This window comes from Lysobacter sp. 22409 (genome assembly GCF_052045105.1).
GTDB classification, from domain to species: Bacteria; Pseudomonadota; Gammaproteobacteria; order Xanthomonadales; family Xanthomonadaceae; genus Lysobacter; species Lysobacter antibioticus_B.
Window position 1 is genome coordinate 13331 of the sequence record NZ_JBQEOE010000015.1, and the last position, 23626, is coordinate 36956.

A 23626-nucleotide genomic window follows, 5' to 3' on the forward strand; every position below is an offset into this window, starting at 1 on the left:
CGTTGGCGTTGTCGCGAATGTCGTTCACTGTCGTGCTCTAAGGTTTCGCTTAGCGCGCGTAGACGTCGGTGGCCGGGAAGAAGTACGCGATTTCGATCGCGGCGTTCTCCAGGCTGTCCGAACCGTGCACGGCGTTGGCGTCGATGCTGTCGGCGAAGTCGGCGCGGATCGTGCCCGGCGCTGCGTCCTTCGGATTGGTGGCGCCCATCAGCTCGCGGTTCTTGAGCACGGCATTGTCGCCTTGCAGCGCCTGGATCATCACCGGACCGCTGATCATGAATTCGACCAGGGCGGCGAAGAACGGACGCTCGCGATGCACGGCGTAGAAACCTTCGGCTTCCTGCTTCGAGAGGTGCTTCATCTTGGCGGCGACGACCTTCAGGCCGGCCTTCTCGAAACGGGTGTAGATCTCGCCGACCACGTTCTTGGCAACGGCGTCGGGCTTGATGATGGACAGGGTGCGCTCCAGCGCCATGGAAAGTCTCCGGGTAGGCGGGCCGCTTTACGGTCGGCCCGAGAATAACAGAAAACCCGCGACGGGACGCGGGTTTAGCCGATATGGCTGCGGTAATTCTAACGGAATAATCACTTGGTTTACATCCTCCCGCCGGCCAGCCGACGGGTCTCGGCGGCGCCGAGATTGACGATTCCGGGGACCCGGACTAGCATCAAACAAGCGTTTGATTCAGGCCGTCGCGACGGTCGTCCAGGAGTAGCCCGCGCCCCATGACCACGACCGCCCATTTTTCGACCAAGGACCGCATCCTCGGCGCCGCCGAAGAGCTGTTCGCCCAGTTCGGCTTCACCGGCACCTCGTTGCGCCAGGTCACCAGCCGCGCCGACGTGAATATCGCCGCGGTCAATTACCACTTCGGCAGCAAGGAAAACCTCGTCAACGAGGTATTCCGCCGGCGCATGGACGAGATGACCGAGCAACGCATGGGCGCGCTCAAGACCGCGGTCGAACAGCACCCCGGCGAGCTCGAACCGATCCTGGCCGCCTTCGTCGAGCCCGCGCTGGCGCTGGCCCAGGACCGCAACGGCGGCGGCGCCTTCGTGCGGGTGATCGCCCGCGCCTACGCCGAGAAGAACGACAGCCTGCGCAAGTTCCTGTCCGACCACTACGGCCATGTCCTGCGCGAATTCGCCAAGGCCATCGCCGGCGCGGTGCCGAACCTGAGCAAGGAAGAGCTGTACTGGCGCCTGGACTTCCTGGCCGGTTCGCTGACCTATGCCATGGCCGATTTCGGCCTGATCAAACGACCCGCCGGTGTCACCGAAGCGGCGCACCGTGAACGTGCCGCCCGCGAACTGATCCGTTTCGCCGCCGCCGGCTTCAAGAGCTGAGCGGCGCCAGATGCCGGTCCCGGCGGGGACCGGCATCGCCGGACGGCCCCGCGCCGCCGGTCGTTCCTGGATTGCCTCCAGGATTTCCCTCTGGACTCCCGCCCTCTCCCCTCGCCCACATCCAAGATTCTCGTTTTTCTTCAAGGAGTTGTAGACGATGTCTAAGCAATTGCTTGTCCGCCGTGCCGCGGTCCTCGGGGCCGGCGTCATGGGCGCCCAGATCGCCGCGCACCTCACCAATGCCGGTGTCGACACGGTGTTGTTCGACCTGGCCGCGAAGGAAGGCGACCCCAACGGTATCGTCAACAAGGCCATCGCCAACCTGGCCAAGCTGAGCCCGGCGCCGCTGGCCAGCAAGGCCCTGGCCGAGCGCCTGACCGCCGCCAACTACGACACCGGCCTGGAACAGCTGCGCGGTTGCGACCTGGTCATCGAGGCCATCGCCGAACGCATGGACTGGAAGCAGGACCTGTACAAGAAGATCGCCGACTACGTGCCCGATCACGCCGTGCTGGCCTCCAACACCTCCGGCCTGGGCATCAACAAGCTCGCCGAAGTGCTGCCAGAGCAATTGCGCCACCGCTTCCTCGGCGTGCATTTCTTCAACCCGCCGCGCTACATGCACTTGGCCGAGCTGATCCCGGCCAAGACCACCGACGCGGCGGTGCTGGAAGGTCTGGAAACCTTCCTGACCACCACCCTCGGCAAGGGCGTGGTGATCGCCAAGGACACTCCGAACTTCATCGGCAACCGCATCGGCGTGTTCTCGATGCTGGCCGCCATGCACCACACCGAGCAGTTCGGCTTGGGCTTCGACACCGTCGACGCGCTGACCGGCCCGGCCATCGGCCGGCCGAAGTCGGCGACCTTCCGCACCGCCGACGTGGTCGGCCTGGACACCATGGCCCACGTCATCAAGACCATGGCCGACACCCTGCCCGACGACCCGTGGCACTCGTACTTCCAGGCGCCGAAGTGGCTGTCGGCGCTGATCGGCAAGGGCGCACTGGGCCAGAAGACCGGCGCCGGCGTCTACACCAAGCGCGGCAAGGACATCCTGGTGCTCGACCTGAAGGCGCAGGATTACCGCGCCTCGGCCGGCGAGCTCGATGCCGACATCGCCGCCCTGCTCAAGGAAAAGGACCCGGCCAAGAAGTTCGCCGCGCTGCGCGCCAGCGAGCATCCGCAGGCACAGTTCCTGTGGGCGGTGTTCCGCGACAGCTTCCACTACAGCGCCTTCCACCTGGAAACCATCGCCGACACCGCGCGCGACGTCGATTTCGCCATGCGCTGGGGCTACGGCTGGTCGCTCGGCCCGTTCGAGACCTGGCAGGCCGCCGGCTGGAAGCAGGTCGCCGACTGGATCGCCGAGGACATCATCAAAGGCAAGACCATGGCCAGCGCGCCGCTGCCGAACTGGGTGTTCGACGGCCGCGAAGGCGTGCACGGCAAGGACGGCAGCTACAGCCCGGGCCGTAACGCCCAGGTGCCGCGCTCGTCCAACCCGGTGTATGCGCGCCAGCGCTTCCCCGACGCGCTGCTCGGCGAGCGTTTCTCGCAGGGCCAGACCGTGTTCGAGAACGACGGCATCCGCCTGTGGGCCGACGACGGCGACGACATCGCCGTGATCAGCTTCAAAACCAAGATGCACACGGTCAACGACCACGTGCTCAACGGCATCCAGGAAGCCATCGCCATCGCCGAGCAGAAGTTCAAGGGCGTGGTGATCTGGCAGCCCAAGGAGCCGTTCTCGGCCGGCGCCGACCTGTCCGGCGCGCTGGGCCTGCTGCAGGCCGGCGACCTCAAGGGCTTCGAGGCGATGGTCGCCAACTTCCAGGCCACCAGCCAGCGCATCAAGTACTCGCTGGTGCCGGTGGTCGCGGCGGTGCGCGGTCTCGCGCTCGGCGGCGGTTGCGAGTTCCAGATGCATTCCGCGCATACGGTGTTCGCGCTGGAAAGCTACATCGGCCTGGTCGAGGCCGGCGTCGGCCTGCTGCCGGCCGGCGGCGGCCTGAAGGAGTTCGCGGTGCGCGCTTCCGACGCGGCCGGTCCGGGCGGCGATGTGTTCGCCGAACTCAAGACCGCGTTCGAGAGCGTGGCGATGGGCAAGGTCTCGGCCTCGGCCTTCGAAGCGCGCGAACTCAAGCTCGCCCGCGAAGGCGACCGCGTCGTCTTCAACGCCTTCGAGCTGCTGCACGTGGCCAAGGCGCAGGCGCGCGCGCTGGCCGAAAGCGGCTACCGCCCGCCCCTGCCCGGCCGCCGCATCCAGGTCGCCGGCGACGTCGGCATCGCCACCTTCAAGATGCTGCTGGTCAACATGCTCGAAGGCCGCTTCATCTCGCCGCACGACTACGAAATCGCCAGCCGCATCGCCACGGTGATCTGCGGCGGCGAAGTCGACCGCGGCGCCCTGGTCGACGAGGAATGGCTGCTCAAGCTCGAACGCGAGCATTTCGTCGCCCTGGCGCAGATGCCGAAGACGCAAGAGCGCATCGCGCACATGCTTAAGACCGGCAAGCCGCTGCGGAACTGAGAATCGGGAATGGGGAATCGGGAATCGAAGAAGCTCGGCTTCTTCTCCCGCCTCCCCTCTCCTGTCCCCATATTGAAAAAACCGGGAGCAAGAATCGAATCGGAATGCCGCCGGGCCTTTGCCTCGACGATTCCCGATTTTCGATTCCCGATTCCCGGCTTTCGGAGAAAGCCATGAAACAGATCCAGGAAGCCTACATCGTCGCCGCCACCCGCACTCCGGTCGGCAAGGCCCCGCGCGGCGTGTTCCGCAATACCCGTCCCGACGACATGCTCGCCCACGTGCTCAGGTCCGTGGTCGCGCAGGCGCCGGGCATCGACGTCAACCGCATCGACGATGCGATCATCGGCTGCGCCATGCCCGAGGGCGAGCAAGGCATGAACGTGGCGCGCATCGGCGTGCTGCTGGCCGGCCTGCCGAACACCATCGCCGCGCAGACCATCAACCGCTTCTGCTCGTCCGGCCTGCAGGCCGTGGCGCTGGCGGCCAACGAAATCCGCCTGGGCAACGCCGACCTGATGCTGGCCGGCGGCACCGAGTCGATGTCGATGGTGCCGATGATGGGCAACAAGGTCGCCCTGAGCCCCTCGGTGTTCAACGACGACCACGTCGCCATCGCCTACGGCATGGGCATCACCGCCGAGAAGGTCGCCGAGGAGTGGAAGATCTCGCGCGAAGACCAGGACGCGTTCGCGCTGGCCTCGCACCAGAAGGCTATCGCCGCGATCCAGGCCGGCGAGTTCAAGAACGAGATCAGTCCGCTCGAAGTCGTCTCGCACGTGCCGGACCTGTCGGGCAACACCATCAAGCTGCGCAAGAGCCTGATCGAGCTCGACGAAGGCCCGCGTCCCGACGCGTCGCTGGAAGCGCTGGCCAAGCTCAAGCCGGTGTTCCGCAACGGCCAGTTCGGCGGCAGCGTCACGGCCGGCACCAGCTCGCAGATGAGCGACGGCGCCGCCGCGGTGTTGCTCGCCTCCGGGCAGGCAGTCAAGGACTATGGCCTGACTCCGCTCGCCCGCTTCGTCAGCTTCTCGGTCGCCGGCGTGCGTCCGGAAGTGATGGGCATCGGCCCGATCGCCGCGATTCCGAAGGCGCTCAAGCAGGCCGGCCTGACCAAGGACCAGATCGACTGGATCGAGCTCAACGAAGCCTTCGCCGCGCAGGCGTTGGCGGTGATCCGCGACAGCGATCTCGACCCGTCCAAGGTCAACCCGCTCGGCGGCGCGATCGCGCTCGGCCACCCGCTCGGCGCGACCGGTGCGGTGCGCACCGCGACCATCGTGCATGGCCTGCAGCGCCGCAAGCAGAAGTACGGCCTGGTGACGATGTGCATCGGCACCGGCATGGGCGCGGCCGGCGTGTTCGAAGCGCTGTAAGCGGCTGCGGCCCGCACGCGGGTCCTAGGCAAGAAGAACCCCGGAGCGATCCGGGGTTTTTCGTTTTAGGTGCCGCACCTTTGCTTGAAGCCGGATTACTACGTGAGAACGCCGGCGTTTAAGCCAGCCGCGTACCGTTCGGCACCGGCCGCTCGAGGGCGGTGATGACCACGCCTTGCTCGGTCGGGAAACCGGTCAGCAGGAACTCGGACACGAACGGCCCGATCTGCTTCGGCGGGAAATTGATCACCCCGACGATCTGCCGCCCGACCAGTTCCTCGGCCGAATACAGGTCGCGGATCTGCGCGCTGGTCTTGCGCAGGCCGTGCGGGCCGAAATCGACCCACAGCTTCCAGGCCGGCTTGCGCGCCTGCGGAAATTCCTCGACCTGGGTGACGGTGCCGGCGCAGATCACGACTTTCTCGAAGTCGCTCCACGCGATCAGGCCCGTCTCGTTGCTGTTCGTATCGCTCATCCTGCCCTTCCTTCGCTGCGTTCTTTGTAGGCGTCCTTGAGTTGCGCCCAGGTATAGCTCAACTGCGCCGCCAACAGGCCGGCGGGCTTCATCGCCGAGACCAGGCCGTAGTCGGACAGCTCGCGCCAACGCTCGTCGCCTTGGGCGATCGCCGCGGCGACGGTTTCGCCGGCGAAGGTCGTCGGCGCAACGCCGTGACCGCCGAACGCCTGGGCCAGCCACAGGCCCTCGCCGATGCGGCCGATCTGCGGCATCTGATGGCGCGCATAACTCATCAGGCCCGACCAGGCGTAGTCGATCCGGGTCCCGGCCAATTGCGGAAATACCTTGAGCAGGTCGCGGTAGAGCAAGCGCTTGACCGCTTCAGGCGAGCGATCCAGCACCGAGATGCGCCCGCCCCAGAGCAGGCGTGTGTCCGGCAGCGGCCGATAGTAGTCGAAGGCGAAACGCGTGTCGTAGACCGCGGCGCGCGTATGTAAGGCGCTATCGAGCCGATCGCCGAGCGGCTCGGTCACCATCACATAGGTCGCGATCGGCATCACCGCGGCATCGACCTCGCGGCGCAGACCGGCCAGGTAACCGCCGCAGGCCAACACGACTTGCTCGGCCTCGATCTCGCCGCGTTCGGTCTTGATCCGCCAGGTCGACCCGTGACGCTCCAACGCGAGCGCCGGACTGCGTTCGTGCACGGCGACACCGAGAACTTCGGCCAAGGCCGCCAAGCCGTGGGCGTACTTGAGCGGATGAAAATGCAAAGCCTGCGGTTCGAACAAGGCCTCGTGATAGCGCTCGCTGCGCACCTGCTCGCGCAGGCGTTCGCGCGACCACCATTGCCAGTCGACGCCGTAGTGGTCGGCCAATAAGGCCCGGCGCGAGCGCAGCACTTCAGGATCTCGAAACCAGTTGGCCCAGATCACCCCGGCCTCAGTGGCATCGCAAGCGATGCCGTCGCGATGGATGCGTGAACGGATCAGTTCGACCGCGTCGGTGGTGCCGGCGTACAGCGCGCGGGCGCGCTGCGGACCGAGCTCGCGCAACAAGGCATCCTCGCCGCGCGAGAAGCCGCCGAACACGAAGCCGCCGTTACGGCCCGAGGCCCCGTGGCCGATCTCCTGCGCTTCGATCAGGGTCACTTCGCTCAGGCCGCGCTCGGCCAAGCCCAAGGCGGTGTTGAGCCCGGCGAAACCGCCGCCGATCACGCACACCCGCGTTTGCCGCTTTTCTTCGAACACAGGCCACGAAGGCTGGCGTTCGAGACTGGCGCGGTAATAGCTTTCGGCGGGTATGGACATGAGCGGGTCGCAACGGGTTTGATGATGCCGGTCGGCCGTCGCGGCGACCGGTGCCTGACCGCGCCGCCACACCGAACGCCGAGACGCAGACGATGGACATCCACCGCGCCGACCTAGCCTACCGCAGACGCAGCCTGTGGCTGCTGGCCGCGCTCCTGGGCGTTTGCGCGATCGGGCTGTGGCTGTTGCACGGCTGGCTGCAGACGGTGCAGGCGCATGCGCTGGCGAGCGCGCCACAGGAAGCGCGGCGCTGGCTGCGCGGCGCGATCGCCGCGATGCTGATCATGCCGGCCTTGCCTAGTGCCCTGTGGGGGCACAGCCTGCGCCGGCTCGGCCGGGCCGCACGCGAGGAAGGCCGGTTTCCGCCGCGCGCCTGGAAGACTTACCGCGACGTGCGGGTGCTGCGCGAACAGGCCGCATTGCGATGGTCGCGGCGCAGCGAGCGCCTGGGCCGTATCGCGCAAGGCGCCGCCGGAGTATTCGCCGCGGCGGCCGTAGCGGCCTGGGTCTGGCTCAGTTGATCCCAGAAATCCCATCCAGAAACGAACACGGGCCGCATTCGCGGCCCATGAATCGCACGGCTATGCCCTGCCCCGCTAATTACTCGAGGTCTTCGACACCGAGTTCGTTGAGCGCGTTCTGCATCAGTTGGCGCGCCGAGTCGCTGAGCTTTTCGTGGTCGAGGGCGTAACGGATCGTGGCCTCGATCAGGCCGAGGTGGGTACCGCAGTCGAAGCGCGTGCCCTGGAAACGATAGGCGTTGACGGTCTCGCGTTCGAGCAGGGTCGCGATGGCGTCGGTGAGCTGGATCTCGCCGCCGGCGCCAGGCGTGGTGGTTTCGAGCAGTTCGAAGATGCCCGGATTGAGCACGTAACGGCCGACTACGGCGAGCGTGCTCGGCGCCACGTCCGGCTCGGGTTTCTCGACGATGGCGCGAATCCGGCCCTGTCGGGCCTGGAAGGCATCGGTGGCGACGATGCCGTAGCTGGCGGTCTGTTCGCGCGGCACGTCCTGCACGGCGATGACGCTGGCGCCGCTGCTCTGCGCGGCGTCGGCCATCTGCTTGAGCGCGCCGGGGCCGCGGTTCCAGATCACGTCGTCGGGCAGCAGCACCGCGAAGGGTTCGTTGCCGATCACTTCCTTGGCGCACAGCACCGCATGGCCCAGGCCCAGCGCTTCGGCCTGGGTCACGAACACCGCACGCACGCCCTCGGGCAGCACGTTGCGGATCAGTTCGAGTTGTTCGGTCTTGCCGGAGCGTTCGAGCTTGTGTTCGAGCTCGTAGGCCTTGTCGAAGTAGTCGGCAACCGCGTGCTTGTAGCGGTTGGTGATGAATACCAGGGTGTCGCAACCGGCTTCGATCGCCTCATCCACGGCGTACTGGATCAGCGGCCGGTCGATGATCGGCAGCATCTCCTTCGGCACGGTCTTGGTCGCGGGGAGAAAACGGGTGCCGAGGCCGGCGACCGGAAAAACAGCCTTGCGAATACGTGTTTCCATTAAATCTTCCTGGCGTTGCGGGCGGGGAACGCCACCACCGTAGCCGACTCCTTGTAATCGGGATGTTCACCTACCGGGCGGAATTCCGGTACCGCGATGCGCAACAGCGTGCTGAGCGCCTCGCGGTCGTAGCGGATCGAAGCCTCGCGCAGTTGCTGCAAGGAGTTCTCCAGCGCCCCGGCCGACACGTCGCGCGGCTCGGCCTGGAGAATCTTCGGGTGCACCGTCGGGCGATAACGCTCGTCGGCGTGGAACAAGGTCTCGTGCAGCTTCTCGCCCGGACGCAGGCCGGTGTAGACGATGGCGACATCGCGGCCCGGCGTCTTGCCGGCCAGGCGGATCATCTGCTCGGCCAGCAGGCGGATCGGCACCGGTTCGCCCATGTCGAGGGTGTAGATCGCCTCGTGGGTGCCGATCGCCGAAGCCTGCAGGATCAACTGGCAGGCTTCCGGAATGGTCATGAAGAAACGCGTGACTTCCGGATCGGTGACGGTGACCGGACCGCCGCTGCGGATCTGTTCGCGGAACAGCGGCACCACGCTGCCGGCCGAGTCGAGCACGTTGCCGAAGCGCACGGTGACGAAACGGGTGGCGCGCTGATCGGCCAGCGACTGACAGGTCATCTCGGCCAGGCGCTTGGTCGCGCCGAGCACGTTGACCGGGTCGACCGCCTTGTCCGTGGAGATCAGCACGAAAGTGCCGACGCCGGCCGCGCGGCAGGCGCGTGCCACCGTCTCGGTGGTCAATACGTTGTTGCGCACCGCCTCGCGCAACTGCGCTTCCAGCAACGGCACCTGCTTGTAGGCGGCGGCGTGGAAGGCGGCGTCCGGCGCGGCGAGCTTGAGCGCGTACTCGATGAGCGCCCTGTCGCCGCAGTCGCCGAGGATCGGAATGAATTCGACGTCGGGGAAGTCGCGGCGCAGCGCGGTCTCGGTGGTGACCAGGGCCAGCTCGTCGATCTCGATCAGGGCGATGCGCCCGGCGCCGTGGCGCGCGCACTGGCGGCACAACTCAGAACCGATCGAACCGCCAGCACCGGTCACCAGAACCGAACGCGCACCGAGCCAGGCGCGGATCGCCTTCCAGTCCGGCAGCACCGGCTTGCGGCCGAGCAAGTCCTCGATAGCGACTTCCTTGAGCTCGCCGGGCAGCGAGCGCCCTTCAAGCACGTCCTGCAGGCGCGGCACCATGCGGAACGGCACGCCGGTGCGTTCGCAGGCCATGACCACGCGCTGCATCGCATTGGCATCGGCCGAGGGCATGGCGATGACCAGCAGCTTGGCCGCGGTCTCGCGCGCGATCTCGGCGACGTCGTCGACGTTGCCGAGCACCGGCACGCCCTGGACCTTACTGCCGCGCAGGCGCGCGGCGTCGTCGAGGAAACCGACCGGGTGATAGGTGCCGAATCGGCGCAGGTCGCGGACCAGGGCCTCGCCGGCGCGGCCGGCGCCGAGGATCAAAATCCTCACCGAGACCGCATTGGCGCTATCGATGCGGCTATCCTTCCAGGCCCGGTACAGCAGGCGCGGCGCGCCCAGCATGCCCATCAGCACCAGCGGGTACAGCACCAGCACGGTGCGCGGCACGGCATCGACGCGGTTATAGAGGAACAGGCCCAGGACGATCGCGAACAGGCCCAGCATGCAGGCCTTGAAGATGTTCCACAGGTCGGGCACGCCGGCGAAACGCCACAGGCCGCGGTACAGGCCGACCTGCCAGAAGACCAGGCCTTGCGCGGCCAGAACCAGGGCGATCTCGGTCGACCACAGCGGCAGGGTCGGAGGGGTCGCGGTGATGCCGAAGCGCAACTTGTGCAGCGCCTGCCAGACCAGCCAAACCATCGCGAGATCGTGCGCAACCACCGCCAACCGGGGCAGGCCGCTTTTCAGACGATCGCGCAATGAACTCATTCCCTGCCCCTACTGAAGAAAATCAATCGGTTCGGCCCGCTCGGCCGCTCGGTTCGTCCTAGCTGATCGGGTCGCCGGTTTCGCGTCCGGTCTTCTGGATCAGCCACCAAAAAAAAGCGCCGGACATATACCACGCGGCTCCCATACATAAGATGAAACCGGTTCGGACTTCGGTCACATAGCGCACGCAGACTACGGACAGCAGCGTGAAAACCGCATAGGCGAGGGTCACCCGGGTGTGGCCGATGCGCCTGGCCCAGACCTGGTAAGCGTGCTGAGTATGCGGTGTCCACCAGCGTTCGCCGCGCCGGACACGCCGTAGCAGGGTCAGGCCGGAGTCGACCATGAATGCGGCCAGCGGCAACAGCAACAGGCCTGAACGCAGGCCGAGCCCGCTCGCGGCGAGCACACATAATGCGGCGACGGCGTAGCCGATTGCGCCGCTGCCGACGTCGCCCATGAAGATGCGCGCGCGCGGGAAATTGAACGGCAGAAACCCGACGCAGGCCGCCAGCAAGGCCAGCGCCAGCCAGCTCCAGACCGGCCCTCCGAGCCAGACCAGGGCCAGCGCGACCAACGCCGCCTGCGAAGCGGCCATGCCGTTGATGCCGTCCATGAAATTCCAGACGTTGGTCAGTCCGACCGCCAGGGCGAACGCCGCCAGCGCCAGCCAGACATTGCCCAGGACGTACCAGACTGCGAACGCCAGCAAGGCCGCAGCGAAGGCATGCACCCCCAGGCGCAGCCACGGCGACAGCGGGCGATGGTCGTCGACCCAGCCGATACCGGCGATCGCCAACAGGCCGATGCCGAACGCCAATGCGAGCGGCGCATGCGAGGGGAAGCGAATGCCGAGCGCAGCCGTGGCGATCAACACCGCGGCGACGATGGCGATGCCGCCGCCGCGCGGCGTGGCGACGCTATGGCTGCGGCGTTCGCCGGGCTCGTCGATGAGCCGGCTGTGCAGCGCATAGACGCGCGCCAGCCAGGTACCGGCGGCGCCGAGCGCCGCGTAGATCGCGATCCATTGCCACATCGCTCAGACCACCGCGTAGTTCAGCAGCGGCTTGACCGAACCCCATTCCTTGCAGCTCGGGCATTGCCAGTGGTGACTACGGGCGCCGAAGCCGCAGCGGTTGCAGCGGTAACTCGGATTGCGCACCAGCAACTGGTCGGTAATGTGCTTGAGGTCGTGCAGGGTCGCCAGCGGGTCGGCGTTCTCGGCGATGGTCAGGTCGATCAGCGCCGCTTCGCCGCGTACCGAGGGCCGGTCCTTGAGCTGGCGCGCCAGATAGGCGCGCGCGGCCGGCACGCCGTCTTCGGCTTCGACCATGCGGGTCAGCGCCAGCACCGGGGCGATGCCGCGGTAGTGTTCGCACATCTCGGCCAGGAAGGCGCGCGCGCCGGTGGCGTCGCCGTCGCGTTCGTAGCAACTCAGCAACGCCGGCAATACTTCCGGCAGGTAATCGGGGTCGGCGCGGGCGACGCGCTCGAAGGCGCGGATCGCCGCGGCATCGTTGCCGGTTTCCACTTCGATGCGGCCTTCCAGCATGCCGGCGCGGACCGAATTGGCATCGGCCTCGTAGGCGCGCTTGACCGCCGCGCGCGCGGCATCGGTGTCGCCGGCGGCGCGGTAGCGGTCGGCCAGCTCGCACTCGAACTGGGCGATCAGCTTGCCCATCGGTTCGCCGGTCGCAGCCTCGTAGCGCTGGGCGTTCTCGATCGCCTTGTCCCAGTCGCGTTCGGACTGATAGATGCCGATCAGATGGCGCAGCGCCAGCGGCGCGCGCATGTCCAGCGCGACCAGATCGCTGAACACCGTCTCGGCGCGGTCGAGCAAGCCCGAACGCATGTAGTCCTCGCCGAGCGCGAGCAAGGCCTGGACCTTCTGCTGATCGCTCAGGCCCGGCCGTTGCACCAGGGCCTGGTGCAGGCGGATCGCGCGGTCGACTTCGCCGCGGCGGCGAAACAAGTGGCCGAGCGCGACCTGGGTCTCGAAGGTGTCCTTGTCGAGCTCGGCGATGTGCAGGAACAACTCGATCGCCTTGTCGGGCTGTTCGTTGAGCAGGTAGTTGAGGCCGCGGAAATAGGTGGTCGACAACCGGCTGACCTGGTTGTCGCTATGCCGCTCGCCCCCTCGCCGCCCGATCACCCAGCCGCTCACGGCCGCGACCGGCAGCAACAGGAAGAACCAGAACCACTGGCTGATGAATTCCATGCTCAGACCTCGGGGCCGGCGAGCGGGGGCGCCGGCGCGGCGCTCGCAGCGCGCTCGGCGCGACTGAGGCGGCGCCGCAACGGCAGGACCACGCTGGCGCTGATGGCCAGGCCGCCGATCAGGGCGCCGAGCAACAGCGCGACGATCAGGGCGATGCCGAGCGAGGTCGCCGGGACGAAACCGATACCGAGGTCGATGCTGACGATCTGGCGGTTCAAAGCGCCGAGGATCGCCCCTGCCGCGAGGCAGGCCAGGGCGATGAGGAGTCGGATCACGCGCATGGGAGAGTTCCGGAGGTCGTGCACGATCTCGTGCGTGTCGCGCCTAGCTTAACGGACAGGCGCGGCCACAGCGTAGACGCCGGGCGGGCTGGGATTAAGGGAAGGGACGAGGAAGGCCCGCCCTGAAGCCGGCCCGAAGGTCGGTGGTGCGGTCGGGACCTTATATAAGGCGGCATCGCGGGATGCCGGGACTAAACCTGGCCGAACGCGGGCGCTCAGGCCTCTTCGTCGAGCGGCGTTACGCCGCTGACGCGTTCGCGCAGTTCCTTGCCGGGCTTGAAATGCGGGACGTGCTTGCCGGGCAATGCGACCGACTCGCCGGTCTTCGGGTTGCGGCCCAGGCGTGGCGGACGGTAGTGCAGCGAGAAGCTGCCGAAGCCGCGAATTTCGATCCGCTCGCCGGCCGACAGGGCGCCGCCCATCATTTCCAGCAAAGCCTTCACCGCCAGATCCACATCGTCGCCCTTGAGATGGGCCTGACGCTGCGAAAGGATCTCGATGAGTTCGGACTTGGTCATGGACGAAGCGTGGCCTTGCCTTAGGAAGGTCGTGAGAGAGTCGTGCGGACGTCGCGATCAGCTGCGATCCCCTACCGCAGACCGAAGGCGACCCGGCCATGCCGGGCCGCCTCGGCGGATACTTCGGTGTTGCCGGCCCGGATCGACCGGGCCGTATTGCCTGTAGCGTGACGCGTGCAGCGATTACTCGGACTTGCCGCCCAGACGCTCGCGCAGCAACGCGCCGAGGCTGGTGGTGCCGCTGGCGGCTTCGGAGGTCTGGCGGTTGTAATCGGCCATCGCTTCCTGCTGCTCGTGCTCGTCCTTGGCCTTGATCGACAGCTGCATGCTGCGGCCCTTGCGGTCGGTGCCGATGATCTTGGCTTCGACTTCCTGGCCGACCTTGAGGTACTGCGAAGCGTCTTCGACGCGCTCCTTGGCGATGTCGCGCGCGGCGACGTAGCCTTCGATGCCGTCGGCCAGTTCGATCGTCGCACCCTTGGCGTCGACTTCCTTGACCGTGCCCTTGACGATCGAGCCCTTGGCGTTGGAAGCCACGTACTGACCCATCGGGTCCTGCTCGAGCTGCTTCACGCCGAGGCTGATGCGCTCGCGCTCCGGATCCACGGCCAGGACCACGGCTTCCAGCGTGTCGCCCTTCTTGTAGTTGCGGACCACGTCTTCGCCGGTGGTGTTCCAGCTGATGTCGGACAGGTGGACCAGGCCATCGATACCGCCGTCCAGGCCGATGAAGATGCCGAAGTCGGTGATCGACTTGATCTGGCCTTCGACCTTGTCGCCCTTCTTGTGGATGGCCGCGAAGGTCTCCCACGGGTTCGAGGTGACCTGCTTCATGCCCAGCGAGATACGACGACGCTCTTCATCGACGTCGAGGACCATGACCTGAACTTCGTCGCCGACCTGCACGATCTTGGACGGGTTGACGTTCTTGTTGGTCCAATCCATCTCGGACACGTGCACCAGGCCTTCGACGCCCGGCTCGATCTCGACGAACGCGCCGTAATCGGTGACGTTGCTGACCTTGCCGAACACGCGGGTGTTGGCCGGGTAGCGACGGGCGATGTTGTCCCACGGATCCTCGCCCAGCTGCTTGAGGCCGAGGCTGACGCGGTTGCGCTCGCGGTCGTACTTGAGCACGCGGACGTCGAGTTCCTGACCGACTTCCACGACTTCCGACGGGTGACGCACGCGCTTCCACGCCATGTCGGTGATGTGCAGCAGGCCATCGATGCCGCCGAGGTCGACGAACGCACCGTAATCGGTGAGGTTCTTGACGACGCCCTTGAGGATCGCGCCTTCCTGCAGCTTCTCCATCAGCTGTTCGCGCTCGACGCTGTACTCGCTCTCGACCACCGCACGGCGGGAGACGACGATGTTATTGCGCTTGCGGTCCAGCTTGATCAGCTTGAACTCGAGTTCCTTGCCTTCCAGGTAGGCGGAGTCGCGCACCGGGCGCACGTCCACCAGCGAACCCGGCAGGAAGCCGCGGACATCCTTGATGTCGACGGTGAAACCACCCTTGACCTTGCCGCTGATGCGGCCGGTGATGGTCTCGTTCTTTTCGAGCGCCTCTTCGAGCTCGTCCCACACCATTGCGCGCTTGGCTTTCTCGCGCGACAGCACGGTTTCGCCAAAGCCGTTCTCGATCGAGTCGAGTGCGACCTTGACCTCGTCGCCCACGGCAACGTCGATCTCGCCGGCGTCGTTACGGAACTGTTCGATCGGCACAATGCCTTCGGACTTCAGGCCGGCGTTGATCACCACCACGTCGCCGCGGACTTCCACGACGGTACCGGTGACGATGGCGCCGGGCTTCAGCTTGGCGAGGTATTGCTGACTCTGCTCGAACAGTTCGGCAAATGATTCGGTCATTGGATTGGATATCTCGGTTAAACACACGGGCCGCACCGTCTGACATCGTTGCCGGACTGGCAACGCAAGCAGTACGTGGTCGACCCACCCGTTATGTGGCGCGATGGAACTGCACCATGTGTTATTGGTTGATCCGGCGCAGGATTGCGACGGGGCTGTGGAACAACGTTTGCAACATGCGTAACGAAAACCAGCTGTAACGAAACCCTGTTACGACTGCATCTGCCACGGACGCATCGCGTGCGCTCGTGCCGTTCAGCGCGCAGGCAACAAAGCCAGCACCTGTTCGACTACCGTGTCGATGCCCAGACCGGTGGTATCGATGCGGACGGCATCTTCGGCCGGACGCAACGGCGCCACCGAACGCTGGGCGTCGCGGGCGTCGCGGGCAAGAATCTCCCGTAGCAGACCATCTAAAGTAACCGAAACCCCTTTGTCTTTCAACTGCTTATAGCGCCTTTCGGCCCTTTCGTCGGCGCTGGCGGTCAGGAACACCTTGAACGGGGCGTCCGGGAAGATCACCGTGCCCATGTCGCGGCCATCCGCGACCAGCCCCGGCGCCTGCCTGAACGCGCGTTGGCGGTCCTTGAGAGCGGCCCGGACTTCCGGGATGGCGGCGATCGCCGAGGCCGCGGCGCCGGCGGTTTCGGTGCGCAGCTCGTCGGTGGCGTCGACCTCGTTGACCAGGACCCTCAGCTCGCCGCGCTCGTCGTCGCGGAAGCCGATGTGGGTGTCGAAGGCGCAGCGGACCAGGGCCGCCGGGTCGGCCAGGTCGAGATCGGCCCAGCCCGCGGCCACGCCGACCGCACGGTAGAGGGCGCCGGAATCGAGGTAATGCCAGCCCAGGCGCTGCGCGACCAGGCGGCTGATGGTGCCCTTGCCCGAGCCCGAGGGCCCGTCGATGGTGAGGACGGGGATACTGCTGTTGTCTGAGGATGCGCTGTTCATGCGTATCATTATGCGACGGCAGCAGGGGTTTTCGGCTCGCGATCGCAGCCGATCGGCGCCAGGTGCCTCTGGGCGCAGGCCCCGGCTCGCCGCGCCCGACCCGCCGAATCGGGCCGCCAAACCCGAGCCCGGCCCCCGCGGCCACGGCTCTCGGCGCATCGTCGCCAGCGTGGCGATTTCGCCCCTCGTCGGCGCCGGCTGGATTTTTTCACGCAAGCACTTGATCGGACGAAGATTTGTCCGCTACAATCGCGGGCTAACTTTTCCACCCCGCTTCTTTCACCTAATTTTTGCCGAGGTCTCTCATGAAGGTCCTGTCCTCCCTGAAGTCGGCGAAGGCCCGTCACCGCGACTGCAAAGTCGTCCGCCGCCGCGGCAAGGTCTTCGTGATTTGCAAGTCGAACCCGCGTTTCAAAGCGCGCCAGCGCTGAAACGAACCAACCGGGTCAAAGCGCGTCAGCGCTGAAACCCGCCGGACGGCTCCTCGCCGTTCGAGGTTCGAAGCAGAAAGCCGCCGCAAGGCGGCTTTCTTCGTTATCCAGCCCGATCCTCCCTCGGCTTCGCCAAACCGTGACGGCCGCACGCTGCCGTTAAGCGTCAGCTTGTGACTAGAATCCCCGCGTCCTTTGACGAGGTGGCTCTTCCATGAAATCGCGTATCGCCGTTGCCCCGCTGTTGCTCGCCCTGCTCGCCTTTTCCGGCGCCGTCTCTGCCGAGACTCTGCTGATCCAGCGCGTGCAGGAGGAAGGCAAGGCTTTGCTGCCGACCCGTGGCCAGAGCATGGACCAGGTCAAGGCGCGCTACGGCGAGCCGACCCAGCGCATGGATCCGCGCGGCGGCCAGAAGCGCCAGTGGCCGCAGATCAACCGTTGGGTCTACCCGGCTTTCACCGTCTACTTCGAGAAGAGCCGGGTGATCGACGTGGTCGCCAACAAGGCCGACGCCGAGGAAATCGGGCCGAAACCGCCTATCCTTTGAGGCTATGAATAAAAACGTATTGCGCTTCCCCGCGGAGTGGGAACCCCAGTCCGCGGTGCTTATCGCTTGGCCGAACGCCGACACCGACTGGGCCGAGCGCCTGGGCGAGGTCGAGGAAACCTATATCGCCCTGGTCGCGGCCATCGTCCGCTACCAACCCGTGCTGATCTGCGTGGCCGACGACGACGTCCAGGCCTATGCCCGCGCGCGCCTGTCCTCGGCGCGCATCGACATGGCCCGGGTGCACTTCATCGAAGCGCCCTACGACGACACCTGGCTGCGCGACTCCGGTCCGATCAGCCTGCGCGACGGCGATGGCTTCCGACTGCTCGACTTCCGCTTCACCGGCTGGGGCGGCAAGTTCGACGCCAGCCAGGACGACCTGCTGGTCGAACGCCTCACCGAGATGGGAACCTTCTCGAACAGTGTTCGTCAAAGCATTGATTTTGCTTTGGAAGGTGGCGCCATTGAGACCGACGGTGCCGGCACCTTGTTGAGTACCTGGCAGTGCCTGCACGAACGCCACCCGCAGGCCAGCCGCGAGGACATCACCGCCAAGCTGGCCGGCTGGCTGCAGCAGGACCGGGTGCTGTGGCTGGACCACGGTTATCTCGAGGGCGACGACACCGACGCCCACATCGACACCCTGGCCCGCTTCGCCGCGCCCGATGCCATCGTCTACCAGGGCTGCGACGACCCCGCCGATTCGCACTACACCGAACTGCAGGCCATGGCGGCCGAACTGGCGGCGCTGCGCACCCGCGACGGCCAACCTTATCGCCTGTTCGCGTTGCCGTGGGCGCAGCCGGTGATCGATGAAAACCGAAGACTGGCAGCTAGTTACGCCAACTTCCTCATCATCAACGGAGCCGTGCTGATGCCGGCCTACGGCGATGCCGCCGATGCCGAGGCCCAGGCCGTGCTGGCCCGAGCCTTCCCGGATCGCGACATCGTCCCGGTGCCCTGCCGCGCCCTGATCTGGCAGAACGGCAGCCTGCATTGCGTGACCATGCAGTTGCCTCAGGGGCTGGTGGCGGGCGACTGAGCCCGCTCCATGCAGGACATGCGCATCGCCTTGCTGATCGCCACCGCTGTGGCGATCAGCCTGTATTGCCTCGGCCTGATCGCGGCCGCATGGTGGGCGCCGTCATTGCGGCGGCTGATGCCGTTCCGTCCGCGTTGGCAGGAGGGTGTGCGCACAGGCCCTTGGGGCATGACTGCGCAAGCGTTTAGCCTGCAATGTCTGGTACTGATGATCGCGACGAAATCGATCGGTTGGGACCATGCGTTCAAATGGACTTTTACCGGCTTTCTCATCAGCGGCGTAGCCACCTTCGCAATCTGGGCCTGCGAAGCCGCGATCGATCAGGAAAGAAATCGCGATTGAAGGCGATCGACGCCGCCACCGCGCGGACGTCCGACGCGTCCCGTCTACAATGACATCGCACCTCGTCTGGACCGCTTACCCATGAAGAAGACCACCCTGCCCGTCGCCCTGATCCAGGACCGCGACCACGGCTCGCGCGAGGCCAACCTGACCAACATCGAAGCTCGCGTCGGCGAAGCGGCGAAGCGCGGCGCGCGCCTGGTGCTGCTGCAGGAACTGCATAACGGGCCGTACTTCTGCCAGCACGAGTCGGTCGCCGAGTTCGACCTGGCCGAGCCGATTCCCGGCCCGAGCACCGAGCGCCTGGCCGCCCTCGCCAAGCAACACGGCGTGGTCCTGGTCAGCTCGCTGTTCGAGCGCCGCGCGGCCGGGCTGTACCACAACACTGCGGTGGTCTATGAGGCCGACGGCTCGATCGCCGGCAAGTACCGCAAGATGCACATCCCCGACGATCCGGGCTTCTACGAGAAGTTCTACTTCACCCCGGGCGACATCGGTTTCGAGCCGATCGACACTTCGGTCGGCCGCCTCGGCGTGCTGGTGTGTTGGGACCAGTGGTATCCGGAAGGCGCCCGTCTGATGGCGCTGGCCGGCGCCGAGCTGCTGCTGTATCCGACCGCCATCGGCTGGGACCCGGACGACCAGCAAGACGAGAAGGACCGCCAGCGCAACGCCTGGATCCTCAGCCATCGCGGCCATGCGGTCGCCAACGGCTTGCCGGTGCTCAGCGTCAACCGCGTCGGCCACGAACCTTCTCCGATCGGTGCCTCCGGCATCCAGTTCTGGGGTTCCAGCCATGTGCTCGGGCCGCAGGGCGAGTTCCTGGCCGAGGCCAAGACCCAGGAGCCGGAGATCGTGATGGCCGAAGTCGACCTCGGCCGCAGCGAACACGTGCGGCGGATCTGGCCGTTCCTGCGCGATCGCCGCATCGACGCCTACGCCGACCTGCTCAAGCGGTACCGCGATTGAACGCGGACGCTCGTCCGTCGCCCTTGCTGCGTCCGGCGGTCGAAGCCGACCTCGACGCAATCACCGTGCTGTATGCGCGGGAAGTGCGCGAGGGCCTGGCGACCTACGAGTACGACGAACCCGATGCCGTCGAAATGCGGCGACGCTGGCGCACGATCGTCGACGCCGGCTATCCCTACCTGGTCGCCGAGCACGACGGCGCTTTCGCCGGCTATGCCTATGCGACGGCCTACCGCAGCCGCATCGGCTATCGCTGGACGGTCGAGAACTCGGTCTACGTCGCCCCGGACTTCCACGGCCGCGGCATCGGCCGTGCCCTGATGCAGCGCTTGATCGAGGACTGCACCGCGCTCGGCTTCCGACAGATGGTCGCGGTGATCGGCGACGGCAGCAACCAGGCCTCGGTGGCTTTGCACGAACGCCTGGGTTTCAAGCCCGGCGGCGTATTCCCCGGCCTGGGCCGCAAGCACGGCCGCTGGCTCGACACCGTGCAGTTGGTACGCGCGCTCGGCGACGGCGACCAGGGCGAGCCCGACGAAGGCGTGCCGGGCCTGCGCTGATCGCCATCCGGCGATAGCTTCGAAGTATCGACGTCCATCGAAGCATCGACGCCCATCGAGGCGTCGGCCTCCCCCGCGTTGAACACTCCGCGCGCCCGGTGCCCATACCGGGCGCCCGACCGTGGCCGCGGATGGCCGCGGTCCGAGTTCTCATTACAGGCAGTCGCACAACCCTCGGGACCGCACTGCGACCCAGGCCCGTGGCAAGGCCGGCGGCGTCCGGTAAGCTGAACAGCAATTGCCGACGAACGGTCACAATAAAACGAACGGACGTGCTATTTTGAATTCATGTCGATGCTGACCGCCACCGTCAAAGGCGCCGCCACCCGCGACGCGATCCTCGAACAGGCCTACGGCATCGCCTCGTCGGCCGGGCTGGAAGGCTTGTCGATCGGCCCGTTGGCGGCCGCGGTCGGCATGTCGAAGAGCGGCGTGTTCGCGCACTTCGGTTCGCGCGAAGACTTGCAGCTGGCGGTGCTCGACATGGCCAGCCAGCGTTTCGTCGAATATGTGCTGTTGCCGGCACTGCAACACCCGCGCGGCCTGCCGCGACTGCGCGCGATCGTCGATGCCTGGTTCGATTGGGCGCGCCACACCGAAGGCGGCTGCGTGCTGCTCGGCGCGGTCAGCGAGTACGACGACCGCCCCGGCACGCTGCGCGATGCCGTGGTCGACCAGCAAAAGCGCTGGCACCAGGTGCTGGGCAAGGCCGTGCAACTGGCCATCGACACCGGCGAGCTCGGCTCCGACACCGACACCGCGCAACTGGCTTTCGAGATCTACGGCGTGGCCCTGGTCGTGCACCACGACTCCGGCCTGTTCGGCTACGACTCCGCGACCGAACGCGGGCGTCGCGCCTACGAGCGCCTGATCGGTTCCTACGCTTCTTCCCCCACCGCCTGAGCGACCGACGAGGTTCGTCATGTATCCGCTTATCGCCAAAATTAGCACGACCGTTCGTAACATGTTGAAACTATACGGCTTGCGCCTGAGTTTCCTGGTCGGCGCCTGGTTCGCGCCCGACGCCACCATGCACCGGGTGGCGACCTTGTTCTGCACGCCGTTCGCCTCGACCCGCACTCGCGCGCTCGCCGCGCCGACCCACGGCGCCCGCGAGGAGTCGCTGGAGGTCGACGGCCAGCGCATCGCCACCTATGTCTGGGGCGACCCGCAGCGCCAGCCTTATGTGTTGTTCGCCCATGGCTGGTCGAGCCATGGCACCCGCATCGCCAAATGGTTGCCGGCGCTGTCGGCTGCCGGCTACGCGGTGGTGGCGTTCGACCAGCCCGCCCACGGCAAGAGCGCCGGCCGCCTCGCCACCCTGCCCGACTTCACCCGCCACCTGTTCGCCGTCGGCCAGCACTACGGCCCGGCTGCGGTGGTGATCGGTCATTCGCTCGGCGGCGCCGCGGCGTTATTGGCGATGGCGCGCGGCATGCGCGCAGAACGCGCGGTGCTGATCGCGCCCGCGGCCGACCCGGTCGCGGCGGTGAAGCGTTTCGCCCGCTTCCTGTGGGTCGGCGAAGACATCTGCCGGCGCCTGTTCGCCTATTACGAGGCGCATATCGGCATCAGCTTCGATTCGCAGCAGGCGCACCGCAACGCGCCCGGCATCGCCAGCCCGGCCCTGATCGTGCACGACCTGGACGACCGCGAAGTGCCTTGGGCCGAGGGCGAGCGTTATGCACGCTACTGGCCCGATTCGCGTCTGCTCAGCACCCAGGGACTGGGCCACAACCGCATCGCCGACGACGGCAGCGTGATCCTCGCCGCCTTGCGTTTCCTGCACGGCGAACAGGTCGGCGACAAAGTGGTGTCCAGCGAGAACCTGCCCTACGGCTTCGCCTGAACCCGGCCCAGNCGGTTCGATGGGAGATCGCTCGTGGGGAGAGCCACCGTGGCGGGCGCGCTGCAATGCCCTCCCGGCCGTTTCGTGAACGCGACCGCGTTCATTGCCGGCCCCGGTTGCAGGCTCTAAGCTCTGCCCCCATACGGTAGGAGTCGCCGTCCGGCAACGGAGCGGCTTCACCCCATCGATTCCACCCGCTTCGGCACAAGACGGCGCCTTTGGGCGCCGTTGTGTTTGCCGGGCCGCCACCGGGCCGCTGCATGCATCCGTTCTCGAGTTCGTCCCTCCGTCGACTGCGCGGGCCGCGCGCATGAGCGAGTCGTTGTTGGCGCAGGCGGGCACCGGCCTGCAGGACGTGCTCGCCACGCAACCGCACGCAGTGGTCGAACGCGACGGCGTGCGCTACACCTTGCTCGGCACCGCCCACGTATCGCAGGCCAGCGTCGACGCGGTGCGCGATGCGGTCGGCAGCGGCGCCTTCGATGCGGTCGCGGTCGAACTCGACCCGCAGCGCCTGCAGGCCCTGACCGATCCGGACGCGCTGGCCAAGCTCGACCTGATCCAGGTGATCCGTTCCGGCAAGACCGCACTGTTCGCCGCCAACCTGGCCTTGGCCGCATACCAGCGCCGGCTCGCCGAACAGCTCGGCATCGAACCCGGCGCCGAGCTCAAGCGTGCGGTGCTGGAGGCGCGGCAGCGCGACCTGCCGGTGCACCTGATCGATCGCGAAGTCGGCCTGACCTTCAAGCGCGCCTCCTCCAAGCTCGGTTTCTGGGGCCGGGCCAAGCTCGGTGTCGGCCTGATCAGCGGCCTGTTCGCCGCCGACGAGGTTGGCGAAGAAGAGATCGAGAAACTCAAGCAAGGCGACATGCTCGAATCGAGCTTCGGCGAATTCGCCGCCGAAAGCCCGGAGCTGTACGAGACCGTGATCGCCGAACGCGACCGCTACATGGCCGCACGCCTGCGCGAGACCCATGGCGATGCGCGCGAAGTGCTGGCCGTGGTCGGCGCCGGTCACCTGCAAGGACTGGCCCGGCATCTGCGCGAAGACACCGAAGACCCGGTCGCCCAACGCACCGCGCTCGAACAGGTCACCACCAAGAGCAAGGTGCCGTGGGTGATGATCGTGATCACCTCGCTGATCATCGCCGGCATCGCCTGGGGCTTCTGGAAGGGCGGCGCAGCGATGGGCGCCGACCTGCTGCTGCAATGGGTGCTGTTCACCGGCGGCCTGGCCGCGCTCGGCTGCCTGCTCGCCGGCGGGCATCCCTTCAGCATCATCACCGCGGCGGTGGTCGCGCCGTTGAAACCGTTCCGCCCCGGCGTGCCGACCGGCGCGCTCAGCGCCCTGGTCGAGGTGCATCGGCGCAAGCCGGCCTACGGCGACTTCATGGCCCTGCGCGACGACGCGCAGACGCTCAAAGGCTGGTACCGCAACCGCGTCGCCCGCGTGGTGCTGAACTTCATGCTGACCAACATCGGCACCGGCATCGGCGTGTGGCTGGCCGGGTTCCGCATCGCGAGCAAGCTGGTCGGTTAAGGGGCCGGATTTACGCCGCGCAGCTTCGCTGTCACCCCCGCCCCCTTTTGAGAAGGGGGCAAGCGCCCGGCGC

General features: G+C 66.8%; 24 protein-coding genes. 13 read left to right on the forward strand and 11 right to left on the reverse strand.

Annotated elements, in window-relative coordinates:
- Positions 1-49 precede the first annotated feature (49 nt).
- Positions 50-475 carry a nucleoside-diphosphate kinase gene (gene ndk, locus ACTJJK_RS09840; RefSeq protein ID WP_031371654.1) on the reverse strand — a complete coding sequence of 142 codons (426 nt, stop codon included), beginning with the start codon at positions 473-475 and terminating at the stop codon, positions 50-52.
- Between the two features lie 251 nt (positions 476-726).
- Here ndk and ACTJJK_RS09845 point away from each other — a divergent pair, with 251 nt between their 5' ends.
- From ACTJJK_RS09845 to ACTJJK_RS09855, 3 genes are all read left to right on the forward strand, one after another.
- Positions 727-1347, forward strand: coding sequence for a TetR/AcrR family transcriptional regulator (locus ACTJJK_RS09845; protein WP_031371655.1), 621 nt, complete (start codon positions 727-729; stop codon positions 1345-1347).
- 157 nt (positions 1348-1504) lie between these two features.
- Positions 1505-3880, forward strand: coding sequence for a 3-hydroxyacyl-CoA dehydrogenase/enoyl-CoA hydratase family protein (locus ACTJJK_RS09850; protein ID WP_440730094.1), 2376 nt, complete (start codon positions 1505-1507; stop codon positions 3878-3880).
- Between the two features lie 173 nt (positions 3881-4053).
- Positions 4054-5256 (forward strand): acetyl-CoA C-acyltransferase, encoded by a 1203-nt coding sequence (locus ACTJJK_RS09855; RefSeq protein ID WP_031371657.1) that lies wholly within the window; start codon positions 4054-4056, stop codon positions 5254-5256.
- 118 nt (positions 5257-5374) lie between these two features.
- On the opposite strand, the gene ACTJJK_RS09860 is transcribed toward ACTJJK_RS09855, so the two are convergent.
- Together ACTJJK_RS09860 and ACTJJK_RS09865 are read right to left on the reverse strand one after the other, a co-directional pair.
- Positions 5375-5731: a tRNA-binding protein gene (locus ACTJJK_RS09860; protein ID WP_031371658.1), complete on the reverse strand. Its 357-nt coding sequence runs from the start codon at positions 5729-5731 to the stop codon at positions 5375-5377.
- Complete coding sequence (locus ACTJJK_RS09865; RefSeq protein ID WP_440730095.1) at positions 5728-7023, reverse strand: NAD(P)/FAD-dependent oxidoreductase; 1296 nt, start codon at positions 7021-7023, stop codon at positions 5728-5730. The genes ACTJJK_RS09860 and ACTJJK_RS09865 overlap by 4 nt, the downstream gene beginning before the upstream one ends.
- 92 nt (positions 7024-7115) lie before the next feature.
- On the opposite strand from ACTJJK_RS09865, the gene ACTJJK_RS09870 reads away from it, so the two are divergent.
- The gene (locus ACTJJK_RS09870; RefSeq protein ID WP_440730096.1) at positions 7116-7544 is read left to right on the forward strand and encodes a hypothetical protein; all 429 of its coding nucleotides are present in this window, start codon (positions 7116-7118) and stop codon (positions 7542-7544) included.
- Positions 7545-7623: 79 nt separating this feature from the next.
- Here the strand turns inward: ACTJJK_RS09870 and galU are convergent, their stop codons facing one another.
- From galU to cmk, 8 genes are all read right to left on the reverse strand, one after another.
- Positions 7624-8523, reverse strand: a complete 900-nt coding sequence (galU, locus tag ACTJJK_RS09875; protein WP_031371661.1) for a UTP--glucose-1-phosphate uridylyltransferase GalU — start codon at positions 8521-8523, stop codon at positions 7624-7626.
- Positions 8523-10433, reverse strand: a complete 1911-nt coding sequence (locus ACTJJK_RS09880) for a polysaccharide biosynthesis protein (protein ID WP_440730097.1) — start codon at positions 10431-10433, stop codon at positions 8523-8525. Before ACTJJK_RS09880 ends, galU begins: the two co-directional genes overlap by 1 nt.
- Positions 10434-10491: 58 nt before the next feature.
- A complete protein-coding gene (locus ACTJJK_RS09885) occupies positions 10492-11469 on the reverse strand; it encodes an MraY family glycosyltransferase (RefSeq protein WP_223619553.1) in 978 nt (325 codons plus the stop codon).
- A gap of 3 nt (positions 11470-11472) precedes the next feature.
- Positions 11473-12651, reverse strand: a complete 1179-nt coding sequence (gene lapB, locus ACTJJK_RS09890; RefSeq protein WP_031371664.1) for a lipopolysaccharide assembly protein LapB — start codon at positions 12649-12651, stop codon at positions 11473-11475.
- A 2-nt stretch (positions 12652-12653) separates the two neighbouring features.
- Positions 12654-12932 (reverse strand): lipopolysaccharide assembly protein LapA domain-containing protein, encoded by a 279-nt coding sequence (locus ACTJJK_RS09895; RefSeq protein WP_031371665.1) that lies wholly within the window; start codon positions 12930-12932, stop codon positions 12654-12656.
- Positions 12933-13147: 215 nt separating this feature from the next.
- Positions 13148-13450 carry an integration host factor subunit beta gene (locus tag ACTJJK_RS09900; protein ID WP_031371666.1) on the reverse strand — a complete coding sequence of 101 codons (303 nt, stop codon included), beginning with the start codon at positions 13448-13450 and terminating at the stop codon, positions 13148-13150.
- Between the two features lie 183 nt (positions 13451-13633).
- Complete coding sequence (gene rpsA / locus ACTJJK_RS09905; protein WP_031371667.1) at positions 13634-15322, reverse strand: 30S ribosomal protein S1; 1689 nt, start codon at positions 15320-15322, stop codon at positions 13634-13636.
- A 255-nt stretch (positions 15323-15577) separates the two neighbouring features.
- On the reverse strand, positions 15578-16270 hold the full coding sequence (cmk, locus tag ACTJJK_RS09910; protein WP_031371668.1) for a (d)CMP kinase: 693 nt from the start codon (positions 16268-16270) through the stop codon (positions 15578-15580).
- Between the two features lie 305 nt (positions 16271-16575).
- Here cmk and ykgO point away from each other — a divergent pair, with 305 nt between their 5' ends.
- The 9 genes from ykgO (at position 16576) to ACTJJK_RS09955 (ending at position 23553) form a co-directional block, all read left to right on the forward strand.
- Entirely contained in the window at positions 16576-16701 is a 126-nt protein-coding gene (gene ykgO, locus ACTJJK_RS09915; RefSeq protein ID WP_010342887.1) for a type B 50S ribosomal protein L36, read from the forward strand.
- 214 nt (positions 16702-16915) lie between these two features.
- The gene (locus ACTJJK_RS09920; protein ID WP_031371669.1) at positions 16916-17248 is read left to right on the forward strand and encodes a hypothetical protein; all 333 of its coding nucleotides are present in this window, start codon (positions 16916-16918) and stop codon (positions 17246-17248) included.
- Positions 17249-17252: 4 nt separating this feature from the next.
- Positions 17253-18293 carry an agmatine deiminase family protein gene (locus ACTJJK_RS09925; RefSeq protein WP_440730098.1) on the forward strand — a complete coding sequence of 347 codons (1041 nt, stop codon included), beginning with the start codon at positions 17253-17255 and terminating at the stop codon, positions 18291-18293.
- Between the two features lie 9 nt (positions 18294-18302).
- On the forward strand, positions 18303-18635 hold the full coding sequence (locus ACTJJK_RS09930) for a hypothetical protein (protein WP_440730099.1): 333 nt from the start codon (positions 18303-18305) through the stop codon (positions 18633-18635).
- 81 nt (positions 18636-18716) lie between these two features.
- On the forward strand, positions 18717-19604 hold the full coding sequence (locus tag ACTJJK_RS09935) for a carbon-nitrogen hydrolase (RefSeq protein WP_440730100.1): 888 nt from the start codon (positions 18717-18719) through the stop codon (positions 19602-19604).
- A complete protein-coding gene (locus tag ACTJJK_RS09940; protein ID WP_440730101.1) occupies positions 19601-20164 on the forward strand; it encodes an N-acetyltransferase family protein in 564 nt (187 codons plus the stop codon). The genes ACTJJK_RS09935 and ACTJJK_RS09940 overlap by 4 nt, the downstream gene beginning before the upstream one ends.
- A gap of 294 nt (positions 20165-20458) precedes the next feature.
- Entirely contained in the window at positions 20459-21067 is a 609-nt protein-coding gene (locus ACTJJK_RS09945; protein ID WP_440730102.1) for a TetR/AcrR family transcriptional regulator, read from the forward strand.
- Between the two features lie 61 nt (positions 21068-21128).
- On the forward strand, positions 21129-22013 hold the full coding sequence (locus ACTJJK_RS09950) for an alpha/beta hydrolase (RefSeq protein WP_440730103.1): 885 nt from the start codon (positions 21129-21131) through the stop codon (positions 22011-22013).
- Positions 22014-22323: 310 nt separating this feature from the next.
- The gene (locus tag ACTJJK_RS09955) at positions 22324-23553 is read left to right on the forward strand and encodes a TraB/GumN family protein (protein ID WP_036148409.1); all 1230 of its coding nucleotides are present in this window, start codon (positions 22324-22326) and stop codon (positions 23551-23553) included.
- Positions 23554-23626: the final 73 nt, after the last annotated feature.